Origin of the sequence: Microscilla marina ATCC 23134 (assembly GCF_000169175.1) — a bacterium.
GTDB lineage: Bacteria > Bacteroidota > Bacteroidia > Cytophagales > Microscillaceae > Microscilla > Microscilla marina.
This window is the reverse complement of the sequence record NZ_AAWS01000050.1, coordinates 18,599-42,350: the sequence shown is the minus strand read 5'-3', so window position 1 is coordinate 42,350 and position 23,752 is coordinate 18,599. Positions and strand designations below refer to the sequence as shown.

Sequence of the window (23,752 nt, the reverse complement as noted above, 5' to 3'; positions counted from 1 at the left end):
TACTTTATTGAAAAAGAGGTGTCGCCCAATACTTGTTTTTCGGCGACATACATGCTTAGAAACCCAAGCTCAGTCCCATAATGATAGTTCTGGCTCTTGGGAAAATGTCATTGTCAATACCCAGTGCATCTTTATTGGCAACCTCCGGATCTAAGCCACTGTAGTTAGTAATCACAAACAGGTTTTGCGCGGTTACATACGCTCTGAGGTTAAACTTGTTTTTCAACAATTGATCAAAAGTATACCCTAGAGTAATATTGTCTAATCTAAGAAAACTAGCATCTTCTAAGTACACATCTGAAAAGTATTGAGGGGCTACAAAGTTGGTTTCAGTAACCGAACGAGGCATATTAGTAGGTACAATTTCGTTAATTACCCGGTTGTAATAAGCTCCGTTAGATTTTACATTATTGTATACATAATTGCCAAGATTGGCTCTAAAAGTAAAACTAAGGTCAAAACCTTTGAAGCGCATATTAGAGGTCAAACCCATTAAGATATTAGGTGCAGGATTTTCTACTGCTCTCTTGTCCAACTCATCAACTCTGCCGTCAGGCTTTCCATCTGGTCCATTAATATCTTCATATATATCCGCATTGTCTATATTTCCATCTCCGTTGTGGTCTATCCCATCCACCAATGGTTTGCCATCTGTCCCCATTTTGTGCTTAAACAAATAGAATGAGTTTGCCGCCTGATTCATTTGCAAAATCTGGACAGTATTCCCTGTGCCACCCAAAATGCCACCAGTCAAAATGCCCACAAATGCAGGGTCATTTATTTTAGAAAACCTTAGCAAAGTGTTTCGGTTCCAGGCAATGTTAAAGCCTACATTCCACTGAAAGGCCTTGCTATTGATTGCCACGGCATCCAAAGCAAACTCTACCCCGCTATTTTCCAACTCACCTACATTGGTCAATACCCGATCAGACAAATTAGCCCCAGCTGCTACAGGCACTGTAAACAATAAATCTTTGGTGGTTTTTTTATAATACTCCACAGAACCAGAAAGCCTTCCGGCAAATAATCCAAAATCAAGTCCTATATTAAAAGATTTTACCTCTTCCCATTTTAGGTTTTGGTCATACGCATTGGGGCGAATCGTATTTACGAAAGTATTGCCAAATTGATAAGCCGCTGTGCTATCACCCAAGGTATAAGTAGGCAAATAAGCAAAGTTTTGCCCAGCAATATCTTGGTTTCCTGTGATACCATAGCCTGCTCTTATCTTAAGGTCGGAAATTACTTTAGAGTTTTTTAAGAATGCCTCTTCACTCAGGCGATAAGCCGCAGCAACTGACGGAAAACTTCCCCAACGGTTATTTAACCCAAACCTTGAAGAACCATCGCGGCGTAGGGTAGCCGTTAGCAATAACTTATCGGCATAAGAGAAATTTACCCTTCCATAAAAAGAAATCAAGCGATTCTTCTGAATATTTTTGAATCCCTGCTTATTCTTAGGAGTAGCTCCGGTCAGGTCAGTAAATACCGAGTCTATATACTCTTCTCTAAAATCTTGGTAAGAGTAGCCCCCAGTTATATCTAACCTACTATTGATTTCCTTGAAGTCTTTGGTGTACTTCAGGTAAAACTCCAGCAAAGAATTGGTTTTGGTATAATCGGCAGTTCTGTGCTCCCCCAAAGTACCCGACTGAGAGCGCAGATTGGTGGGTAAAGTGCGTTGTCTATCGCCTTTGAGGTGGTCATACCCTAAGTTTAGATTAGCACTTAAACCTTTCAGAAAAGGCATTTGATAATCAAATTTAATATTTCCTAACGTTCTCAGGTTTTTACCTTGGTCATCAGTTAAGGCAAGCTCTGCCACAGGGTTTTTGGTTGCCAAGTCATTGGCATACTCAAAGTATCCACCATATTGGGTATCATTGGCATCAAAAATAGCTTGAGTAGGATCCATTCTTAAGGCTCCTCCTATAATGCTATTAGGCGAAAAAGTATCTTTATTTTGGGCAAGCTTAATGTTTGCATCTACGTTTAGCTGCTTGAACAACTTAGCATTTAAGCCCAGCGCAAAACTGATACGTTCAGCACTTGTTCCTTTCAAGGTTCCGTCTTGCTTTAGGTAGCCTAGTGATGTTCGGTAATTTAGCCCTTTTATACCACCTGCATAACTCAGGCTGTGATTTTGCCCGATGGCTGTTTGGTACAGCTGATCTTGCCAATTGGTACTGGTGTTGCCTAGCTCGTTTACCCTACCCGAAGCTTTGTCCTGTACAACAGTTCTAAACTCTGCCGCGTTGAACACGTCTATTTTATTGGCAATAGAACCCACCGAAAACCAGTTACTGTAGTTTAATTTTCCTTTGCCACTTCTTCCTTTTTTAGTGGTAATAATAATTACTCCATTGTTTCCCCGTGAACCATAAATAGCTGTTGCCGAAGCATCCTTCAATACGGTAAAGCTCTCAATATCATCAGGGTTCAAAAAATTTAATGGGTTACGCCCATCCTGAAAACCCCCAGGGTTTACTGCTGTGTTGTCTATGGGCACCCCATCAATCACATACAAGGGTTCATTACTTGCATTGATCGATGTACCACCTCTTATGCGAATTCTGGTTTGACCGCCAGGTTCTCCAGAATTTGATTGTACCTGTACTCCAGCAATTTTACCATTAATCAACTGATCGGGAGATACTATAGGTCCTTTATTAAAATTTTTTGAATCAATCTTAGTCACTACACCAGTAACATCTGATTTCTTTTGGGTGCCATACCCCACTACCACTACCTCCTGCAATGCTGCATCATCAGTCAGGGTTACATTTATCACAGTTTGTGCGCCTACTACTATCTCTTGTGTGGCATATCCTACAAAGCTAAAAATCAATGTAGCATCAGGTTTTACGTTGATAGAAAAAGAGCCATCTGACAAACTCGAAGTTCCATTGGTAGTTCCTTTTTCTATGATGGTAGCCCCAGGCAAGCCCTCACCTTTAGCATCCAGTACCTTGCCCGACACCTTAGTTTGGGCATAAGCCTGTATATTTAATAAGCAAAATACTAAAACCAAACCTAGCAGTTTTTGGTATTTTTTAGTCAATATACCAGCAATTTCCCCCAGGCTTTTAGGCTGGTCAGCTACTGCCAATAAATGGTTGTAAACTTTATTCATACGTTTTAAAGTTAATTTTTCAGTGAAATCAGTTTGGTATAACACAGCATTACCATTTTATCTTACTAATACAATGGCAACTTTAATTTGAGTAAAAACAATCCTTTTGATAGTTTACACTTTAGTGCTTTCACTGAGTGAACAACATTGTACTATCAATGAACTTGATTTTTTTTGACCAACTAGCCTAAACACCCGAAATAGTACTTATAGAATAAAATCTATGCTGGTATTATTTGTTTGTTTCTATTTTCAACCTAAGGAAAAAATTGAGTACTAGCCTTAAAATATAACTCATTCCAAAAATAATTGGCTTTTTCCCATAATTCTACCTCTTTTTTGTCAAAAACTTATCTCATATTGAAACTATACAATACAGCCCTGGCTGGTTTATTCAATTATGTTATATTTATGAGAAGCATCCCTAATGCAGGGTAGCTTTGCCCTTTAGTACCTTGCCAATAAAAGAGGGTAATATTATAAAAATCTCATCTGTTGAGCTTTTTGCATATTTAGTACTTTGCCAATATTTTCTGTATACAAATGTTCCTCAGTTTGCTTTCGACAAAGCATAAAAAAAGGCTCTCAGGACGGTATTGTCCTGAGAGCCTTTGATATATATATTTTTACCCTATTACTACAAGTGCCTAATGGCAACAATAATAGGTACAACTTTTCCTTTTTTGCTTATGCCTTGAAAGCTAATGCCTCCATTGCTTGAATAATTAATTTCATTGCCAGGAATCAATTTACTTGACAATACTTTTTTTACCCTTGTCTGAAAATCCCCTGCTTCCATCTCTACTTGTTTCATTATTTTGGCGATGTCTAACTTTTCTGCAGAATACAATACACAAAAATAATCCATTCCTTGGGTGTTATCCATTTTGATAAACAAGTCTTCATCAGGAATTGCAACATTATTGTTACTATACCCCAGGTATGGGCTCATACCCTGACTATGAGGAAATATTTTATATGTTTTACGAGAGAGGTCAGACGAAAATGCGTATACATAGGCAGGTTCATTATTAGCAATATACATTCTGAATAAAGTTCCAGAGTAATAAGGCTTATTTACCTGGTAATACCCATCTTTAAACTCTGCCTGCATATCAAAACCAGCCGATAAAGTAAACTTTACTTTGCCCGAAAGAGTAATTTGACGAGGCTGTAAAACAATCATTTCGTAGGCTTCGAAGCAGTAACGCTGAAAATCGCTGTATTTTACCCAAATAAAACCGTTATCTCCCCATAAAGTGCCCCAACTATTCATTAATTCAAACGCACCCCCATACTTCTTGTCATCATACCCTACTACAGTCAATGCATGCCCGCCATCAGGGTTGAGGTCTTCTTTTGGGTTTTTAATCCATACATCTTTGCCGCGAGAGTTCAAGAAAGACTCTGTACAACATTGCATCCCTATAATGACAGGTTTTTTCTCCGCCAGGCTTTTCTTTACCAACTGTACTTTACGCGTATCATTCTCTGTTTTAAATAGTTTACGATAATCTTGTACTTTAAAAGCCTTCGCGTCCTGTCTTAGCTTAGAAGTAACCAACTTGCCACATCTGTCGCTAAAGTCCTGGTATTTTACTACACCATCTCGCTTGATAACATCTAGCCCAGTAACCAGACTTGTGCCTTCCTGACAGTTAATATCTGAAGAAGGTTTAGCTCTTTCATATAAAAAGAAGGGAGAGAAGGCGTTTTGGGTAACCGAAATAGGATCAGTGATGTTTTTCTGACGGGCATACAAGACAGTACGTGCGGCATAAGCCGCAGACCAACCCACACAGGTTCCATAAGCTCCTTGATTTTTTGGAATAGGGGCGTATTTTCGCAGAGAAACTTTTGCGGGTAAGTTTCGATAGTCACCTCGCATCAAAGGTGCCGCTAGAGGTACAGTTGCGTATTTATCTTTGTCTAACACACAGCCTGTTCGATATTTTTGGGCATAGGATGGACTAAATACACCCAACACTAACACCAATGCTATAAAATGATTAAGATAGGGATTTTTTTTAGTCATTTTTGAGTCTTTATTATTTCTAATGAATTTGGTACCAACTAAAAAAGGAACCACCAACTTCAACGTTAGTTGATTCCTTTTTTAAATAAAGTTTATATTAAAATCTTTACGATTTAACGAACAACAAACAAGAACTCACTTCCTGGTTCATTGCTTCCAAACTCACCAGAACGAGGGTTTGGAGTTACCGTCTGAACAAATTTCAAAATCTCAGCAATACTCAAAATTCCATTTTCTCCTCCTTCACTACGTAAAGCTGTTAAAAATCTACGGGCAAAAGGTGAGTGATTACCCGCACGACCATCTGGTACATACTCTTTACCACCAGAAGTCAGGTAACGACGTGTTTTGTAACGTAGTTTACGGTTCACGTATTCGGCTCTGCTTTTGGTAAGCTCATGCTCTTTCATTCCTCTTGAAGCAATCAAGGGGTCAAAAGTTCCTCCAAAACAAACATCCATCATCAAAAATACATGCTTACAATTAATATTATTGATGTAGGTTCTAAGGTTAGAGTGAGAAATGTAACTACTCTTAGACTCATCGTTTAATTTAGAGTCTTTAGTCACAAGATAACCTTCTTTAAAAACTTCGTCGAACTGTCCATGTCCTGCAAAGAAAATAAACAATTCATCGTTGTTTTCATATTGTTTTTTAGCGTAACTTCTTAGCTTAAGTACTATTTCATCCTTGGTTGGGTTTAACAAAAGGTCTATTTCAAATCCATAGATTTCTTTCAAATCTTTGGCGATGGCTTTTGCATCGTATACGGGATTCATTAAGTTATCCCAATGAGTATACTCGTTGGTAGCCACTAACAAAGCTCGGTGGGTACCTAAAATCAAATTTTCTTTTCCTTTTTTCTTAGAGATAGGAGTCGCAGCTTTCACTTTTCTCTTTACTACAAACTCTTGGGTAGATGAGTTGCCTCGTTTGTCGGTAGCTCTTACTTTTACCAGGTTTTCTGCTTTTTCAAGAACTGTCACTCCATCAAAATTTCCTGAATGATCTAGTCTTGCTGGATTGCCATTAATTAATACACTGGCTACTCCGCTTTCATCTGTTACTTGCCCAGCAATCGTAATTTTTTTATCTTCTGCCACTACAATGACTCCGCGTGTGTTATTATTAGCTGCCAAAGGCGTGCTAATACGAATGACAGGCGGCTGAATATCGTTCAGGTTACGTCCTATTCGCATGGCCAATGTTTTAGCTTTTGATAACCCTTCACTTTTTGTAAAAGTCATTGCCGTATTGGCATATTTTAACGCCTGAGGAGTTTCTCCCATATCAAACAAAATATTGGCACACAAAAAGTTGTTAGTAAAGTTATTTTCTAGCTTTACCGCTTTCAAAGCCCATTTTTTAGCTTCAGTCAGCATTTCTTTGTTTTTATGAGAATGCTCAAACAACAACCAGGAGATATAATGATAGTCAGTTGCTTTCCTTGCCGAACGCAAATACTTTTGGAGATCTGCTGTCATTTGTGCCTCTTGGTTTACCCCTGAATAACGCTTGGCGATTCCGCGTACTGCATACGCTTTCACAAACCTTCTATTGTTTAGAATGGTACGATGAGCATCTTCCAATGCTTTGTCGTAGTTTCCTAAAGTCAGTCTCAAAAGAGATCGGTTATAAAGTCCGTGGGTATTTCGTGGATTTAAATGAATAGCAGCACTGTATTCTTCTATTGCCCTTGTAGTTTGGCGGGTATTGCGGTAAAAGTCTCCCAAGTAGTTGCGATACATATACTCTTTGGGATCGTTTTTAGCATTTTGAATGGCAGCTTTTAAATCTTCAGATGCAGCCTGACGATTGCCTTGCGCAGCTTTTACCAACCCTCTTACACTCAATGCATAAGCATAGGTTTTTGATATTTTAAGTGCTGCATTACAGTCTCTCAATGCTTTTTTATAACGTTTTAACTCTAAAAATGCCTTGGCTCGATCTACAAAGTAGGTTTCGTCGCTATAAGCAATTTTAATTGCTTGATTATAATCAGCAATCGCTTGTTTATAAAGTTTAAGGTTATACTTTACCAGTCCTCTAAGGTGGTAACTAGCAGATGATTGACGAGGGTCTATCTCTATTGCCTTATTGAAATCGGCAAGAGCTTTTACATATCTTCGTACACGAAAATATGCTTCCCCACGATAATGATAAGCATCGTCTGAGTGGCTATTCAAATTGATAGCCTTCGTAAAATCTTGTATGGCCTGTGCGTAAGCACCTGCTTCACTTTTTGCTTTCCCCTGAGATAGGTAGGTATTGGCACTTTGAGCGAACAATACTTGCGAACCTATATAACTCAGTGTGAAAAAACATGCAAAAAATGCGGTTAGTTTTTTATCCTTCAGCATAGTTCAAAAGAGATTTGAAACTTTGGATAGAGTTTAACTTGTTTAAAAATATTTAAATAAACACTGGTTAGTTGTGATGTACTGTTTATCAAAGTGTATTGTTTCAAGTAGGAAGATGTGTGTTGGGTTAATTCAGAGTCATTTTTTGTTTACACATCTTAGTTGTAATTATTTTAATGTAAATAGGACAACATATTCACAATACTATCTTTCAAACGTGTCCACAAATTAGATTATTTTGTTTAATTGTGCAAATTCTCATTTTTTATTTGTTTGATAAAGTGTAAGAATTTGAGACATTTACTAAAAAACGTCCGTATTTTTATCTCTATAATACTCTTAAGTAATATCTATGCCAAAATATGAGAACCTTTTCAAAAATATAAACGTATAAAGTTCTATTTATTAACAAAATAGTTATATCAACAACATTCAAGTTGTGACACCATTCCTTTATATTGCTCACTCACAATCAAATAAAACACTCATTTGGAATCTGCTTCTTGATAACAGTCTGATCATCTGTATTTTTTTTAGATTTATCTGTTACTTACATACTCAGGAGCATTACTTATGCCAAATAGATCATTGATGCTATATACAAGCATTTTTTTAAGGTCTGTATCTGGGACATTAACACCAAATCTCTGAATAATGTAAGTTTATATGATACAATCCAATCACTGAATTGTACTTATTTCATGCTTTTACAGACATTATGCAAAGAGTTTTTCAGCATTTTTGGTCGTATTTTGGGCTACTTCTTCTACTGTTACCCCTTTTATCTCAGCGAGTTTTTGAGCGACTAGTGGTACATAAGCCGACTCATTACGTTTGCCTCGATGAGGTACAGGAGCCAAATAAGGGCAGTCTGTTTCAAGTACCAGGTGCTCTAACAAAACCTCAGGTAAAACCTTGTCTAACCCTCCGTTTTTGAAAGTTGCCACACCGCCTATTCCCAAATAAAACCCAAGCTCTATTACTTGTTGGGCATCAGCTACGCTTCCAGTAAAACAATGAAATACTCCAGTCAGTTTATCATCCATTAACGGTTTAAGCAGGTCAATTGTTTCCTGAAAAGACTCTCGACAATGAATAACAATAGGTCGTTGGTGTTTTTTAGCCCACCCTACTTGTATTTCAAAGGCTTCTGCCTGTTGTTCATAAAAATTTTTATCCCAATACAAATCTGTCCCTATTTCGCCTACAGCAGCAAAAGGTCGCTTGTTAAGCCAATCTTCTACCAAGTATAGTTCTTTTTCAAAGTCCTGTTTTACTGAACAAGGGTGCAGCCCCATCATAGCAAAGCAATTATCAGGATATTTGGCTTCTACTTCAAGCATACCATCTATAGAGGTATGATCAATATTAGGTAAATATATTTTGTTTACGCCTTGCTCAAATGCGCGTTGGAGGGCTTCTTCTTGGTCTTTTTCAAACTGTTGGGCATAAATATGGGCGTGGGTGTCGATAAACATATAAGAATTTAATTTGGTTTTAATCGTATATTTTAAATGTTTGACAAAATAATAGTTTGCAAAACGCAAAAAAAACTATTATATCACTATTGATTATTTGAATTATCTAATTAATCTGGCATTTTACAGAATTTTCTCTTATTTTTGTCCTACTAATGAAATGCAAAACTACAACATATTATCACTCAAATAAATACTATCATTACTCTTTTTTCTTTAGAGGAATGAGGCAGTTTCTTACGTGTTTTAGAAAAAAATAATTAATTTATAGATTATTAAGCCTGGTTCCCTAAAGAACGAGGCTTTTTTTATTTACAAATAACAATATAACATGGAGCAAATATATTCAAATTACACAGAGGAAGACTTTAAGGTTTGGGAGTTACTCTACAATCGTCAAATGAAAATATTGCCTGAAATGGCGTCAAAAGATTATTTGGAGGGACTCAAAATCATTCAGTTTGATGAAAAGATTCCTAAATTTGATGAGATAAACAAAATATTAACTGTTGAGACAAACTGGAAAGTCTACTCTGTGCCAGGTTTGATTGCTGACAAAGAGTTTTTTGAATTGATGCGAAATCGTAATTTTTGTGCATCAACCTGGCTCCGCAAAATGAAAGAACTGGACTACCTGGAAGAACCAGATATGTTTCATGATGTGTTTGGGCATGTGCCTTTGCTTACCAATAAAGCTTTCTGTAAATTTTTGGAAGAGTTGTGTCGCATAGCATCTGATCATATTGAAAACAAAAATGTGGTAGAAGCCATCGCACGTGTCTATTGGTTTACAGTAGAATTTGGTTTGATCAGGGAAGCAAAAGGCTTACGCATTTACGGTGCAGGTATTTTATCATCAAGTGGTGAGTGCGAATATTCGTTGTTTAGCGACAAGCCTAATCGTTTTGATTATGATGTGCAAAAAGTGATGGATACTGACTACATCAAACACAAATATCAAGAGGAGTACTTTATTATTGATTCGTACGAGCAATTATACAACTCTATTCCTGAGATAGAAGCCAAAGCAAAAGAAATAGATGACAAAGGCATTATTGTAAAGCCTGCTATACAGCCTCAGTATAAGTAGTTTTTGATATAAACAATAATTGTTAGCCACAAAGCAACCCCATTGCTTTGTGGCTTTTTTGTACTTGTTTGAATGTATGGCGACCTTATTTAGAACAGAAAAATTTCAAGAATGGATTTTTTGTGCTAATTTTATTGGATTTTTGTATTCAAAATTACCCTTTTTTGAAGCAGTAGCTTTGTTATATAGAAATAAGGATGGTTTTGAGGCAAATATGGTTACCAATTCTTCGCTTAAGCTATTATTAAAAACCAAATAGGCTATACACCCTAAGTAAAACGGAAAATGTTCTAATGTAAACAAAATACCTGGTTGGTAAACGATGCTGCCAGAACTAGAGCTATAGTAGTCTCTTAGAGGTGGCCACTTTTTGAAGAAACGCATCTATTGGATAGGGTGTTTGTTAGAGCAGGTGAGTTTTGTAGTTTTAACTAAACGTGTCAATGGGGAATTATTGAATTTAACTTTATGCAAAAAACAAAATTAAAACCTAGTGATGCAGAATTATTAACTTGGCTGAAGGAAGGTAATGAAAAAGTTATACAAATCTTGTTTGATACTTTTTATGTTTCGCTCTGTAAAACAGTGAATCGCATTGTTCATAATACGACCATAACAGAAGATATAGTTCAGGATGTATTTTTGAAGATATGGCAAAAAAGAGGGGATTTGAATATACAGATTTCGCTTAAGGCATATTTACATAAAATGGCAATTAATGCAGCTTTGAGTCATCTAAGAAAAAAGTATAATACATCGAGTATTGATGATGCTTCGCCACAACAAATAAGTAAGCATGCGTTTAAGGAAGTAGCCACTGAAAAAATGGAGTTTAAGGAACTAGAGCTTCAGGTAAACGAGGCCATCAATGAGCTCCCACCTAAGTGTCGTGAAGTGTTTATATTGAGCAGGTATGAAGAGCTAAGCTACAAAGAAATAGCCCAACAGATGGGAATATCGCCCAAAACAGTAGAAAACCAGATGAGTAAAGCGTTGAAGCATTTACGCAAAAAACTTGCTGCATATATCAAAAACATATTGCTTTTTTTGACTCCTTATGCTATTTGGGAATATTTTTTATAACAGATAAAAGATGCCCTAAAAAACGATGAAAAATGATAGGGGTAGATTGTACTTTTTATATCCTTACTATTATAAAATACTCAAGTAATGGAATTTGAAAAATACCTGGAATTAATCATAAAAAAACGCCATAATAAGCTTTCTCGTGAAGAAGCAAGTTTATTAGATCACTGGCTTCAAAAAAGTTCTGACAATCAAAAAATACAAGAAGATATACAACAAATATGGAAGCTTACCCAACATTATCAAGAAAGCTATGAACCAATAGTACAAAATGGATTTGACAGGTTTCAGCAAACCATCCATGCTTCACCTATTAACCATCACTATACAACACTCATTGTAAAAGTTATGCAAGGTAATGCTTCTACAGAAGAGGCAAGCTCTTTGGAAGAATGGGTGAACCAAAAACAAGAAAATGCTGATTTGCGTCAAGCAGTAGAAAATGTGTGGACTTTGACCCAACAATATCAGGCAAGTTATGAACCCAATGCCAAAGCTGGACTTGCCCGTTTTAAGGATGCACTTGCCAATGATGAGCAATTGGTTGACCACTCACCCACTGCTCATGATGAACTATTGACCGACCTGATTACCAAAAATCTTAGCAGGAATATATCTTCTGAAGAAGCGGATCAATTAGATGTTTGGTTGACCAAAAACAACGAAAACAAACAACTATACGAAGACCTGGTAAAGGTGTGGGAAAATACAACTTACTACCAGGAAAGTTACCAACCTGACACTGCTCAAGGCTTGGCAAGGTTTAACCAGTTGATTGTTGATACAGACAAAAAAAGTGATGCTCCGGTCAAATCGCTGAACAAAAAATCAAGTCAAAAATTCACTTTGGTAGGCATAGCAGCTACGGTAGCATTGTTGTTAGTGGCTGGTTATTGGTTGTTCTTTCAGTCATCGTCTATTACTGTGGTAGCTACAGCCAACACTACTCAAACCATTACACTACCCGATGGCAGTACCGTTTCTCTTAATAAAAATAGTGAGCTATCGTACGACAAAAAGTTTGACCCCAGAATTGTAAAACTGAAAGGAGAAGCTTTTTTTGAGGTTACCAAGCAAGGTGGTAAACCCTTTTCTATTTTTAGCAATGGCACCAAAACAGAGGTATTGGGTACGTCATTTAATATAAAAACAAGCAACAAAAACAGTGATGTTGAAGTAACAGTAATTACAGGAAAAGTAGCTGTCTCGCTTGAAAAAGTACCTCAAAAGAGAGTTCTACTTGCTCCAGGTGACAAGGCTGTTTGCAAAAAACAGGTAAAGCTTATCAAAAAAGAGAAAAGTAGTAATCAAAATTTTTTAGCCTGGAAAACTCGCCGTCTTGCGTTTGAGAACCATACTTTACAAAATATTATCCCTGAGTTAGAACGTTTCTATCAAGTAAAAATAGAGCTGACTAATTCAAAAATGTTAAACTGCAGATTTACTGGAACATTTGATAATGTTGCATTGGAGGAAGCACTGGAGATTATTAAGTTCACCTTTAATGCTTCTTACACAAAATCAAGCAATAAGTATATTATCAAAGGCAAAGGCTGTAATTAGGTCACTAACATACAGTTAAGTTTTTATGATAAAATGGCTGGCAATATCGTTTTTGCTTCTCTTTGGGATGCCTGATAGCTTTGGGCAAAGTGTAAACCTGAGCAAAATTGTCAGTTGCAACTATAAAAATAAAACCTTGCAGGTGATACTAAAAAAACTTGAAAAAAAGTATCGCCTTCGGTTTTCTTATAGCAGTAGCCTTTTGCCACTTGACAAAAAGCTTACACTGAGTGTAAGAAAACAACCCCTCAAAAAGACTCTTCATCAACTTTTTAACCCTCTCGATATCCAATACGCTCTGATTGGAAATCAACTTGTGTTGAAAAAACAGGCTGTAAACCCACGCAGTTATTTATCGTTTTCTACTCCCATCGTTGACCAAAAGCCTGTCACATCAAAAGTAGAAATTAGTATTATAGACGCTGCCAGTGGTGCCACGATTCCCAAAGCTCATATATTTAAAAGTGATTCTATTTTGGTAGGTACAAGTGGACCTCAAGGTAGATTTAGCATTAGATTGAGCCCTACCCAAGAGGTAACGCTGACTTTTTCGCATGTAAGCTACGAGCCTGTTACCAAGGTGATCAACCCTTCTACTCAAAAAGAGTACGCAATATGGCTTATTCCCAAAATTGAGGAATTGAAAGGAGTCACTATTTCTATTGATCGCGATAAAAGATGGAAGAAGCTTTTTAATAAATTTAAAGATGATTTTTTGGGTACTTCGGCCAATGCTGCACAATGCAAAATTCTCAACCCTTGGGTAGTAGAGTTTCTGGAAACGGCTCAGGGCATTAAGCTTAAAAAGAAAAGTGAAGATACTTTAGAAATTGAGAATTATGCTTTAGGTTACAAGCTTATGTTCTTGCTGAGTAAGTTCGTTTTAAGAAACGACGATGTGTACTATAAAGGGCAATGTTGGTTTTCTGATTTGTCGCCCAAAAACAAAAAACAGCAAAGACGCTGGCAAAGAAACCGTCGAAGGGCTTATAAAGGGTCGTTTAACCATTTTTTGGCGGCAATGGCACACAATAGAGTCACCAAAGAAGGGTTTGAGGTAATGGTATCTAAATACCCCCCTTACAAAAGCAATGGTTTTTATTTCAGTGTTCCTCATAAAGAATTGTTACGCCCAGGAAAAAAGCAGGGAGAACACCTGTTTGTGTCGCCTTATTATGTCAAGGTTACTTATTATGGTGAACTAGAAGAGTATAATTATATTAAATGGTATAAGCGTAGCAATCCTTGGGTAAGGGGGCATTTAAAACCCAGGGCACAACTTTCGTGGATTTGGCTTGGTGCAGGGATTGTAAAATTTAACAGTAAGGGACGGATTTTGAACGATGCCGAGCGGGTAATCAGGTACGGCTATTGGGCTTGGGAAAGAGTAGGAGAAATGTTACCATACCAATACCTGGCAGAAGCATACACTCAACTTGCCCAGAAAAACAAACGCTGATCTACACCGCTGCATTACTCGTCGTCTTCTCTGTTTCCCTTTCTTAATTCTTGAATCGTAAATCGGTTACTAATCAAAAAATCTTAGTAAATTTGTTACCCGTTCATTTTTTGGTGTAAACAGTAAAGGTGTTGTCCAATCACTTTTCTTAGTAAATCACCAGAGATATTCTCAAAATTTAAACTAAAAATATAAGCAATTATGGCTGGACATAGTAAATGGGCGAACATTAAGCACCGCAAGGGTGCACAAGATGCAAAACGAGGAAAAATATTTACCAAGTTAATAAAAGAAATTACAGTAGCCGCAAAAATAGGTAGCCCTGACCCTGAGACCAACCCTCGCCTACGATTGGCAATTCAGAATGCTAAGGGGGTAAATATGCCCAAAGACAATATAGAGCGTGCTATTAAAAAGGCTACTGGTGCTGATGGTACCGACTATACTGAAACTACTTACGAAGGTTATGCCCCCAACGGCATCGCAGTATTTGTAGAATGTACTACTGACAACCTGAACCGAACAGTTGCCAGTGTAAGAAGTATATTTAATAAGTATGGAGGAAACCTTGCTACCAATGGTTCTGTAGAGTTTTTATTTGACCGAAAGGGAGTTTTTCAAATTATACGCCCAGAAGGAATAGACGCTGATGAATTCGAACTTGAACTGGCTGACGGAGGCGCTGAAGAGGTTGAGTTCAGCGACGATTATATTGTAGTTACTTGTGCTATGGAAGACTTCGGGAATGTTCAGAAAAAACTGGATGAAATGACTATTGAGGCTGAAAATGCTGGACTGGAGCGCATTCCTACTACTTCGGTAAATCTAAGCGATGAAGACCTTCAGCAGTCAATGAAAGTGATAGATAAACTGGAAGACGACGATGATGTACAAAAAGTGTATCACAATATAGAAATTAGTGAGGAGCAAATGGAGTTGCTGAGTTAAGTACATTAAAAATATAATTTATACTGTGGACGGTGCAGTGAGCCAAAAATATTTTATTGGAATGATTTGATGGTTACCTGCTCTGTAGTAAGATACAAACACACGAGGCGACGTAAACATTCTGCTTTTCATTCCGTTTACAGTATAACTTGTTTACATACAATACATTACACAGCCCTTGCTTTTTGCGGGGCTTTTGTTTTTGTGTGGAGCGATTTCAATTTTCTGTAATTTTTGATGGGGGAACTTTGAATAACATGACTGGTTTTTTAATAAAATATTCATAGATTTATACTTAGTCAAATAATAGCCTTATGAGTCATCAACAATGCCTTTTATTTCATCAGAAACCGCCTTTATCAAAACGTAGTATCTCCTGGCTAATGCTTGGTTTGCTGTTTGTACTTGCCTCTTGCAACAATGAGGTAGATTTTGACTGGCAACCCAAAGTAGTAAGTCCACTGGTAAATGGCGAACTGGGTTTGTTTCAACAACCTGATGTAAAAAATATTTCTGACGATTTTTTGATTACTGCTACCAATGTGTTTGGCAACCAACGTGGCACTGTCAACTCCTTGCCAGCCATTGGTCCACTCAACTTTCCTTTAGAACCTACCAAAATATCTGACAATGATGAAATTGATGAAGTGGGGCTTTCCAATGTCAAAATCAGCCTTACCATCACCAACCGTATGCCTGTAACAATGGCATCGGGCGCAGTAATTACGCTTACCAGCGCAGGAGCATCTACTGCTTTTGCCGAAACCACCATAGGGCAAGATATAGCTCCAGGCACCTCTCAAACATTTACTATCAGCCAAAGCTCTGGGGTATTAAAAAACACGTTTGTAGTATCTTTAAATAATTTTAAAACGCTGGCCACCAACGATCCTGTCACTATTACCGACAACTCACAGGTGTCTATGAAACTTCAGTTTGACCCTCCTACTGTAGATTATATTCAGTTTATAGCGGGCAAAAGCAGTACTTTTGATACTCAATTTGACTTTGATGCTGGCTTAGATCAACAAAACACCGAAGATGTATCGGGCGACCTGGTGGTTGACCTGAAAAACCAAGTAGCAATTGACTTTAACCTGAATATTAACTTTTTGGATGCTTCGGGTGGAATATTGGGTACTGTGTTTCCGGGTGGACTTGAGCTAAGCGCTAACCAAAGCGTGGTGCGACGAATAGGCGGTCAGACGATTATAAATAACTTACAAGCAGCCAAGAAAATACAGGTAAAGGCAGTGTTTAATCCTACTATTGCCAATAGAAAACTTACCAGTGATGCAAAAATACTGTACAAACTCATAGGCGATTTACAGTTTAAAGTAAAAGTAAAATAAAGTAAGTCTGAGGCAGAATTAAATATCTAATGAGTAGGTGTAACAGCCATATTATGAATGAGTTATCCTTATTTGTAGCACCGATATACATATAGCTAATTACTTGCTGCTACTTAGACTATCTGACTTGAACAAAAACTTGTACCTAATAAAAGAACAAACATATATATGCGGCAACTTCTACAACTTTTAACCCTTGCAGGAATTTTATTGGGCGGCTTGTACCAACACACTCAGGCCCAAAACAATCCAGCGGTATTGTACGGCAGCCACTTTCACCAACAAGCAGCAAGATTGAACCCAAGTAAATTGGGAGACAGTTACAATGACCTGGACATCACAGGCTTGCCCTTACCTTTGCCTACTTTTAACCTGTACAGTTGGGGGGGCAATAATCGCCTCAATGCCAAAGACTTTCAGAAGTATTTTATTAGTGGGGGGAATACTGTGGACAATGCTATTATTGAGGAATTTGTGGGCAGATTTGGTAATAAAAATATTGTAGGTGTGGGAGCACAGTTACAACTATTTGGTGTTGCGTTTAAAATCAATAAAAAAACCAAGGTAATGGATATGAACAACCCCGATCTGGCCGATATTCCGGTCATTAAAAGGGATGAAATTGTAACGATTTCTTTGGGCTGGAACGAACGAATGGCCGCAAGTGTACGGCTATCGCCCGAAATGCTCGCTTTTGCCTGGAAAGGTAATGGGCACCCTGATTTTTTGGACAAAACAGTTGACCTAGGGAACACGAAAATTAATGCCTATTGGCTCAGAGAGTTTGCTCTTGGGGCAGCCATGCCTATTTACAAAGGTTTAGACATAAACGTGCGTGCTGGGGTGCGGCTAAAATATTTACAAGGAATGGCCGCCATGCGTTCGCGTCGTGCCAATGCCACTATCCTTACACAAAGTGCCGAAAACGGTGGAACTATTACCACTAACATAGACTACTTCTCTAATTTTAGTTCGCCAGTGCCAGTAGACGAAAAAGGAGAATTTGAGGAGCTTCCTACCAAGAAATTTTTAGGAGATGATAATTTTCCAAGGTTGCCTGCACAAGGCAGTGGTTTTGGGGTAGACCTGGGGGTAACAGTGACATTGCAAGATAGGTTTGTGGGTACCTTCTCGTTGGTAGACGTAGGTGGGGTACGTTTTAAGCGTAGAATAAGCAACTTTAAGTTGAACAATCAAATCACGTTTGATGGAATTGAAGTTCCTGCTGATCCTTCTACGGGTTTGCTGGGTGGGGCTGATGGCATTCTTGATAGCTTGATTAATAACTTTGAACTGGAGCGAACATTCGACAAGTTTTCTATTCCTTTACCTACCCGAATGATGTTTCAGGCAGAGTATAAAGTGCCCAGAGTAGATAAAAAAGGACGCAAGTATAACAAGCATCATTTTTTCCTTACCTACATTCAAGGTTTTGGCGAATATGGCATCTCTACAGCACGCCCTAGCTTTACAGCGGCTTATAGCCACAATTTAGGGCAACAGGTAAGTATGGGGTTAAGCGCCACCAGTGGAGGGTATTCGGGTTTTGGAATTGGTTCGTTTATGTCGTTCAAACTAGGGTATTATCGTTTGGGTTTTGGCACAAATAATATTACGGCTTTGCTATTACGTTCAGGGGGCAAAGGAGCTGATATATCATTCAATATTTCTACGGCGTTTCGGTAGGTTTAACAACAGTTGTTCATGACCCATTTGTACTAATTGTCTACCCAGCATAGGGTGAAGTAGCCAAAGACTCAATACACTTTTTGGCTCGGTTCATCTAGTGCTCCAGACACTCAATATTATTAAACCAAGCCTACAAACTTTGTAGACTCGGTTTTTTTTATTTTAAACAAAGCATGAAGCAACATTATTTATACATCATCACCCAAATGTAACGGTACTTGGTATGTGGATGAAAGCCTACTCCAAAGGATTTGTATTCAGGGTTTAGGATTTGCTTACGGCGGGTTCTTTCTGGAATGTCTTGATCAAGCAAAAGGTCAAGTACAATGTCAAGTGAGGTACTTTTGCCAAAACCTAAAGTAGTGGCAAACTTAGGAGTACCTTTGATTTTGTCTAACCCTTTGGTACCAAAAGCTACTGCCATGCGTTTGGCTGGCATCAGCAATACCTCATCTGCCTTAAGAGGTTCCATAGGTTTGGTTTCTAATAACTTGGTATACAGTTCGCGGGCTACTGGATTACGCATTTTTTTATCCATTAAGTACTCTCTGGCAAACTTAGGGGGGTTGATTCTTGCCTTGTTCAACAACAACACCATCTCTTTTTCTACGGCACGCATGCCAGGTACCCCGTTGGCTGTATTGAGTTTGTTATAATCCCATCCGGCAAGTTTCTCCAGGGCTGCTGAACTCATTTTTTTGCCTCCTCTAATGGTTACATGTATTACCCCCGCACTGCGTGCGCTCATGTAGGTATCTGTAATATTGGCAAACAACTTGAGCCGTCCATCATTTTTGGCAATAAGGCTGCCACCTGACTGCACAATAAAAGGGTCACCTTCGCCTATTTGCCCTAGCAAAGCCCCCAAGTTACCATATTGGTTGATAGCACCTAATGCAGAATGCCCGTGGTAGTCTACTTTTGCCATTGGTTTTTTGAAAGTCCAAGAACCAGTGACCACAATGATCATTTTCTCGCCTTTTTTGAAATAAATATTGGTAATGGCCATTTTTTTAGTCCCAACCCTCAGCTTATGCTGAGCCAGTACTGGAAAGACCGTGATAGACAATAGAAAAAGTGTTGTTAAAAGTGTATAGCTTTTTTTACGCATATTCATATATTTTTAAGTTGAAAACTCCTCTTTGGAACCGTTTTGGGCTCAGTTATATACAATAGTCCATAGTATTTAGTTGATAGTCCATAGCTGATTCGAGTAAATGTTCACCTTGTTAAATGCTGTAAACCAGTATTTTATATTAAGATTGTATACTCACTTTATTTTTAAAAGTGTTTCGGTTTTATGCCTAAACACCCAATTAAATAGTTTTTAAAGTCATAAATGACTGATAACCAGCAAACAACTTTAACTAAAATCACTGCGGAGTATTGTTATAACGGTCAAAAAAAAAATTAGGATAAGTGATTATACTATAAACTAATACCCATGACCAAAATATCGTCAATCTGGTTATAGTATTTTTTTTCCGAATCAATGGGGTTCATCCAAAAATCCAGTGTTTCATGCAAAATTTCATACTGCTCAGCCATTGGCTTTTGGTGTATGTTTTCCAACAGCTCTCTAAACCTTAGTGTCATAAATTTACGCCCTTTTTGACCACCAAACTGGTCTTGATAACCATCTGTAGTCAAGTACAGCGTGAGTGCTCCTGGCACTTTAGGGTAAGGTATCTGATGGTTTTTAAAAGTACGTTCCAGCTCTAACTGTTCGCCACCCAATGGCAGCCTGTCTCCCTTTACTACTGTCATTGTCTTATTCTTTACCATGAGCAACGAATGTTTAGCCCCGGCAAAGTCTATGGTTTTGTTCTTTTTGTCAATGGTCAAAATACCAATATCCATTCCGTCATTATTGTCCAATTCATTTTGGTGCAAAACCTGCCTTATCAGACGATGCACTTCTTGTAAAATCAGGTTAGGTTGGTGTACCTCTTTATCATGCACTACCTGATTGAGCAAGTTAGTGCCAATCATGCTCATAAAAGCACCTGGAACCCCGTGTCCAGTACAATCTACCACAGCAATAATATTTTTATTCTGATGATGCTCACGTTTTTCTGCAAACCAATAAAAATCACCACTTACCAAGTCGCGAGGACGGTAATAGATGAAAGAGTTGGGCAAGGCTTGTTGTATTTTATCCAGTGGTGGTAGTATTGCTCGTTGAATACGCTCAGCATACTCTATACTGTCTTTGATGACATGGTATTGCTCTTGAATAGCTTCGTTTTGCTTTTCTACTTGCTTGTTTTTCTTATCAAGCAACTCATTTTTCTCATTCAGGATAGTATTCATCAATGCCGATTCTTCATTCATCAGCTTAAGCGTTTGCTCATACCTTAACCTACTCAAAGCCCCTCCTATCCATTCTGCTAATAACAAGATAAAATCTTTATCTCCTTGGCTAAAAGCTTTAGACAGTGACTGAGTAGATGAAAAACTCAAAGTACCAAATATTTCCCCATCTAACCGTACAGGCACTCCAATATAGGCCAATGTCTGAAACTGAGCATAACAAGGATGGCTACTATAGGGAGTATCAAGCACTGAGTGAAAAGCAATGATTTTGTCTTCACGAAGTGTAATCTCACAGTAAACCTTGTCCAAAGGAAAAAGCTGCCCTACAGCAATGGTATCATCCGATGGGTAAACACTGTATACTTGATACTCATTTTCGGTTATTTTACTAATAATGCCTACTTCCAGTCCTAACAAACGAGTCGCAAACTCTAGTACTTGACTGAGTTGAGCTTCAAGGTTACCTGAAATGTCAGAGGTAATCGCATACATTGTCTCGGTGCGCTCTTTAGCCCTCAATATTTCTTCTTCCAAAGCTTTCCTTTCGGTAATGTCAACTTCTATAGACACAAAATTTACCAACTGACCATAATCATCATACACCGGTGCTGCACTTAGGTTTACCCAATATTTTTCCCCATTTTTTTTATATGCTACAATATCAGTAGACGCTTCCTTGCCCTCTCCTATTCTTTCCATCAGGTAAGCTACCGTAGCCTCATCAGTATCTTCACCATGCATCAACTCTCCGGGGGTTTTGCCAACTGCCTCATCAAATGAGTAGCCCGACATTTGAATAAAACCTTGATTTACCCATTGTAGTACGCCTCGCTCATTGGCAATCATTACAGCATTGTTGGTTTTGCTTGCCACCAGCGACAATTGCTTGTATTCTTGTGCTATTCGTTTGGTTCGGCTCACATCACGTGCAAAAGTGAGAATTTTTTGAGGCTCTCCGTTTAGGTTTTTTACTACGTTGTAGGCGCCTGCCAACCATATATTTTCACCATTTTTGGTGCGCAACAAAAATTCTCCCTGCTTAGACTCCTGGGTTAGTAACTCTTGCCAAAAACTCTGTATCTCACCTTCGGTATACATCTCCGATACCAACAAATGATGGTGTTTTAGTCCTTGTATTTCATCAGCACTGTAGCCAATAAGATTCAAAAACAAGTCATTTGCTTTGATTACACGTCCATTCAAGTCGAGCTCAACAGTAGCATTGAGTTGGTTTACAGCCTTATATTGGGTTTCAAACTCTAGGTTTTGCAGCTTCTGCGCTGTAATGTCATTGGTAAGTAATATAATTTTGCTAATTAAACCTTGCTGGTCTATAATGGGGGTATAACTGGTAGAAAACCACAACTCTGTTTTGTTTTGGGCAATAAACTTAGATTCTCCAGAGGCTGGAATGCCTTTGACCAAGTCACTCCAAAATTTTTCATACTTTGCCTGATCATACTCTTCTGTACTAATCAGGGTTTGGTGGTCTCGCCCAATCAAGGATTCCCGCTCATACCCAGTTACATAACAAAAAATAGAGTTTACTTCAAGAATTTTACCCTTAGGGCTAATTTCTACAAAACCCAAAGTACGGTTAATAGCAGATAGTTGTCCTCTGAGTTCCAGGCTACTTTCTGTCAATCGATCATTGATGGTTCTGATCTTATCAAGGTGCTCCCGCATGGTTTTTTGCCGATCCGACAAATGTTGATTTGCCAATACCAAAGATTCGGTTTTTTCTGCTACAACTTTTTCAAGATTTTTGTTGGTGATATCAAGTTGATCGGTAAGTAGCTCGGCGCGGGTAAATGCCAAAGAAAAACGCAAGGTAAGCACGTAGGTTTGGCACAAGATAAAAAACAAAAAGCCTAGGTCGAAAACGTAGCCTCCGTCTTTTATATAGCCGTTTGCAAATAATATATCGTGGACAACAGCAGTAAAAAACACCACCCAACCCAACAAGAAAATACGGGTGTATCTCTGTTTGAAAATTTCAGACTTGATCAAAGCATAAATGATATATACCCCAGACACAATCGCCATTATTTGAAAAACCTCTGTAAGAAACGAAAACCACAGAGGGGGAGTAAATATGACCAAAAGTGATGCTATAGTAGCCACCGTCATATTGATACGTACTACGATGCGGTGTATTACCTGTGGAAAAACTGAGTAACAAAAAAGGGTGAAAATACCCACGGCAGAGTAAAAACCGAAAAACTCCATTTTGACGAGCAAAAACCAGGGTACGTTTACAAACTCAAGCAAGGGGCGCTCACCTACCGACAAAATACGAAAACATACTAATAAGCAAAATACCCCAAAGTAAAGTGCTTCTTTGCTTTTACGACGTAGCCAGTAAATGCTTATATGGTAAATGCCCACAAAAAATATCATGCCTGCCAATAACATGTCAAACATAATTTTTCGCAAACGCGCTTGCGCCAATTGTTCGCTTTGCCCTAGTGCAATAGAGTTAATAATGCCTGACTTGCGGTAATGAAAGTTGGATACTTGAATAATGAGCTGTAACTCTGACCAGTCGGGCGCTACCTCTACTACACAAGGCTTGTACTCAGGGCGGCTGTGCTCTTTGCTTTTGGCTGCTGTGCCTGTTTCCAGTATCAACTTTGAGTCAATAAATACCCTGCCACTGGTACGAAAAACCGGAAACTTGAGACCTAAAGTGCCAGGTCGCTTTTTGGGCAAGCGTATTTTAACTCTATAGGTAGCAAAACCTTGCAGTGGCACCCTCTTTTTTTTGACAGTGGTATTGTACCAATTATCAGGTACTGTTATAAAGTGTGGAGCAGGAATATTTTTGGGAAAAGTAAAATCTTGTGAGACCAAATGATGTTTCCAGTAAAACTCCCAGGTACCATCGAGTTTGACTGATCCATATTTTTCAAAGTCCCAATTTTGCAAATCAATTACTCCGTTTATCACGGCAGGTATTTTTGCTGGTCGTTTTGACTGACAGGAATACAAAGTCAAGATGAGTAAAAAGATGCCCAAAAACCTGATCTCTTTCATAATGTTTTTATTCAACAACTCCCCGTGTATGTAGTACTACTTGTATCTAAAATGCATCAAAAAAATATCAAACAATTAACAATACTTGTTCAAAAGTTGTAATCGAGACCAATAAAAGAGGTTTTGAATTCCAAAGAAAGGCATGCTCTACACTAGTACCTCAACCACTAAATATCTAACCCATTAGCTTCGCAGAGCCCTCCGAAC

General features: G+C 38.2%; 13 protein-coding genes. 7 read left to right on the top strand and 6 right to left on the bottom strand.

The genetic code is table 11. The annotated features are described in order from the left end of the window. Nucleotides 1-55: 55 nt before the first annotated feature. The 4 genes from M23134_RS30200 to M23134_RS30185 all read right to left on the bottom strand — a co-directional run bounded on the left by M23134_RS30200 (nucleotide 56) and on the right by M23134_RS30185 (nucleotide 9,006). Nucleotides 56-3,133 (bottom strand): SusC/RagA family TonB-linked outer membrane protein, encoded by a 3,078-nt coding sequence (locus tag M23134_RS30200; protein WP_002703006.1) that lies wholly within the window; start codon nucleotides 3,131-3,133, stop codon nucleotides 56-58. A gap of 637 nt (nucleotides 3,134-3,770) precedes the next feature. After that, nucleotides 3,771-5,168: a C1 family peptidase gene (locus tag M23134_RS30195; protein ID WP_157558722.1), complete on the bottom strand. Its 1,398-nt coding sequence runs from the start codon at nucleotides 5,166-5,168 to the stop codon at nucleotides 3,771-3,773. Nucleotides 5,169-5,281: 113 nt separating this feature from the next. Beyond that, on the bottom strand, nucleotides 5,282-7,528 hold the full coding sequence (locus tag M23134_RS30190; protein ID WP_002703000.1) for a tetratricopeptide repeat protein: 2,247 nt from the start codon (nucleotides 7,526-7,528) through the stop codon (nucleotides 5,282-5,284). 716 nt (nucleotides 7,529-8,244) lie between these two features. Beyond that, entirely contained in the window at nucleotides 8,245-9,006 is a 762-nt protein-coding gene (locus M23134_RS30185; RefSeq protein WP_002702999.1) for a TatD family hydrolase, read from the bottom strand. 331 nt (nucleotides 9,007-9,337) lie between these two features. On the opposite strand from M23134_RS30185, the gene M23134_RS30180 reads away from it, so the two are divergent. The 7 genes from M23134_RS30180 to M23134_RS30145 all read left to right on the top strand — a co-directional run bounded on the left by M23134_RS30180 (nucleotide 9,338) and on the right by M23134_RS30145 (nucleotide 18,190). After that, a complete protein-coding gene (locus M23134_RS30180) occupies nucleotides 9,338-10,096 on the top strand; it encodes a phenylalanine 4-monooxygenase (RefSeq protein WP_002702997.1) in 759 nt (252 codons plus the stop codon). A gap of 468 nt (nucleotides 10,097-10,564) precedes the next feature. Next, nucleotides 10,565-11,179, top strand: coding sequence for an RNA polymerase sigma factor (locus M23134_RS30170; protein WP_002702994.1), 615 nt, complete (start codon nucleotides 10,565-10,567; stop codon nucleotides 11,177-11,179). A gap of 87 nt (nucleotides 11,180-11,266) precedes the next feature. After that, the gene (locus M23134_RS30165; protein WP_002702987.1) at nucleotides 11,267-12,745 is read left to right on the top strand and encodes a FecR family protein; all 1,479 of its coding nucleotides are present in this window, start codon (nucleotides 11,267-11,269) and stop codon (nucleotides 12,743-12,745) included. A 25-nt stretch (nucleotides 12,746-12,770) separates the two neighbouring features. Beyond that, on the top strand, nucleotides 12,771-14,204 hold the full coding sequence (locus tag M23134_RS30160) for an STN and carboxypeptidase regulatory-like domain-containing protein (RefSeq protein ID WP_045114641.1): 1,434 nt from the start codon (nucleotides 12,771-12,773) through the stop codon (nucleotides 14,202-14,204). A 201-nt stretch (nucleotides 14,205-14,405) separates the two neighbouring features. Continuing rightward, a complete protein-coding gene (locus M23134_RS30155; protein ID WP_002702983.1) occupies nucleotides 14,406-15,152 on the top strand; it encodes a YebC/PmpR family DNA-binding transcriptional regulator in 747 nt (248 codons plus the stop codon). Nucleotides 15,153-15,466: 314 nt separating this feature from the next. Beyond that, a complete protein-coding gene (locus M23134_RS30150; protein WP_157558721.1) occupies nucleotides 15,467-16,504 on the top strand; it encodes a hypothetical protein in 1,038 nt (345 codons plus the stop codon). Nucleotides 16,505-16,672: 168 nt separating this feature from the next. After that, nucleotides 16,673-18,190, top strand: coding sequence for a DUF5723 family protein (locus M23134_RS30145; protein ID WP_002702980.1), 1,518 nt, complete (start codon nucleotides 16,673-16,675; stop codon nucleotides 18,188-18,190). 187 nt (nucleotides 18,191-18,377) lie between these two features. On the opposite strand, the gene M23134_RS30140 is transcribed toward M23134_RS30145, so the two are convergent. Beyond that, a complete protein-coding gene (locus tag M23134_RS30140; protein WP_002702978.1) occupies nucleotides 18,378-19,304 on the bottom strand; it encodes a CAP domain-containing protein in 927 nt (308 codons plus the stop codon). Between the two features lie 317 nt (nucleotides 19,305-19,621). Further along, nucleotides 19,622-23,545 carry a PAS domain S-box protein gene (locus M23134_RS30135; protein ID WP_045114640.1) on the bottom strand — a complete coding sequence of 1,308 codons (3,924 nt, stop codon included), beginning with the start codon at nucleotides 23,543-23,545 and terminating at the stop codon, nucleotides 19,622-19,624. Nucleotides 23,546-23,752 lie beyond the last annotated feature (207 nt).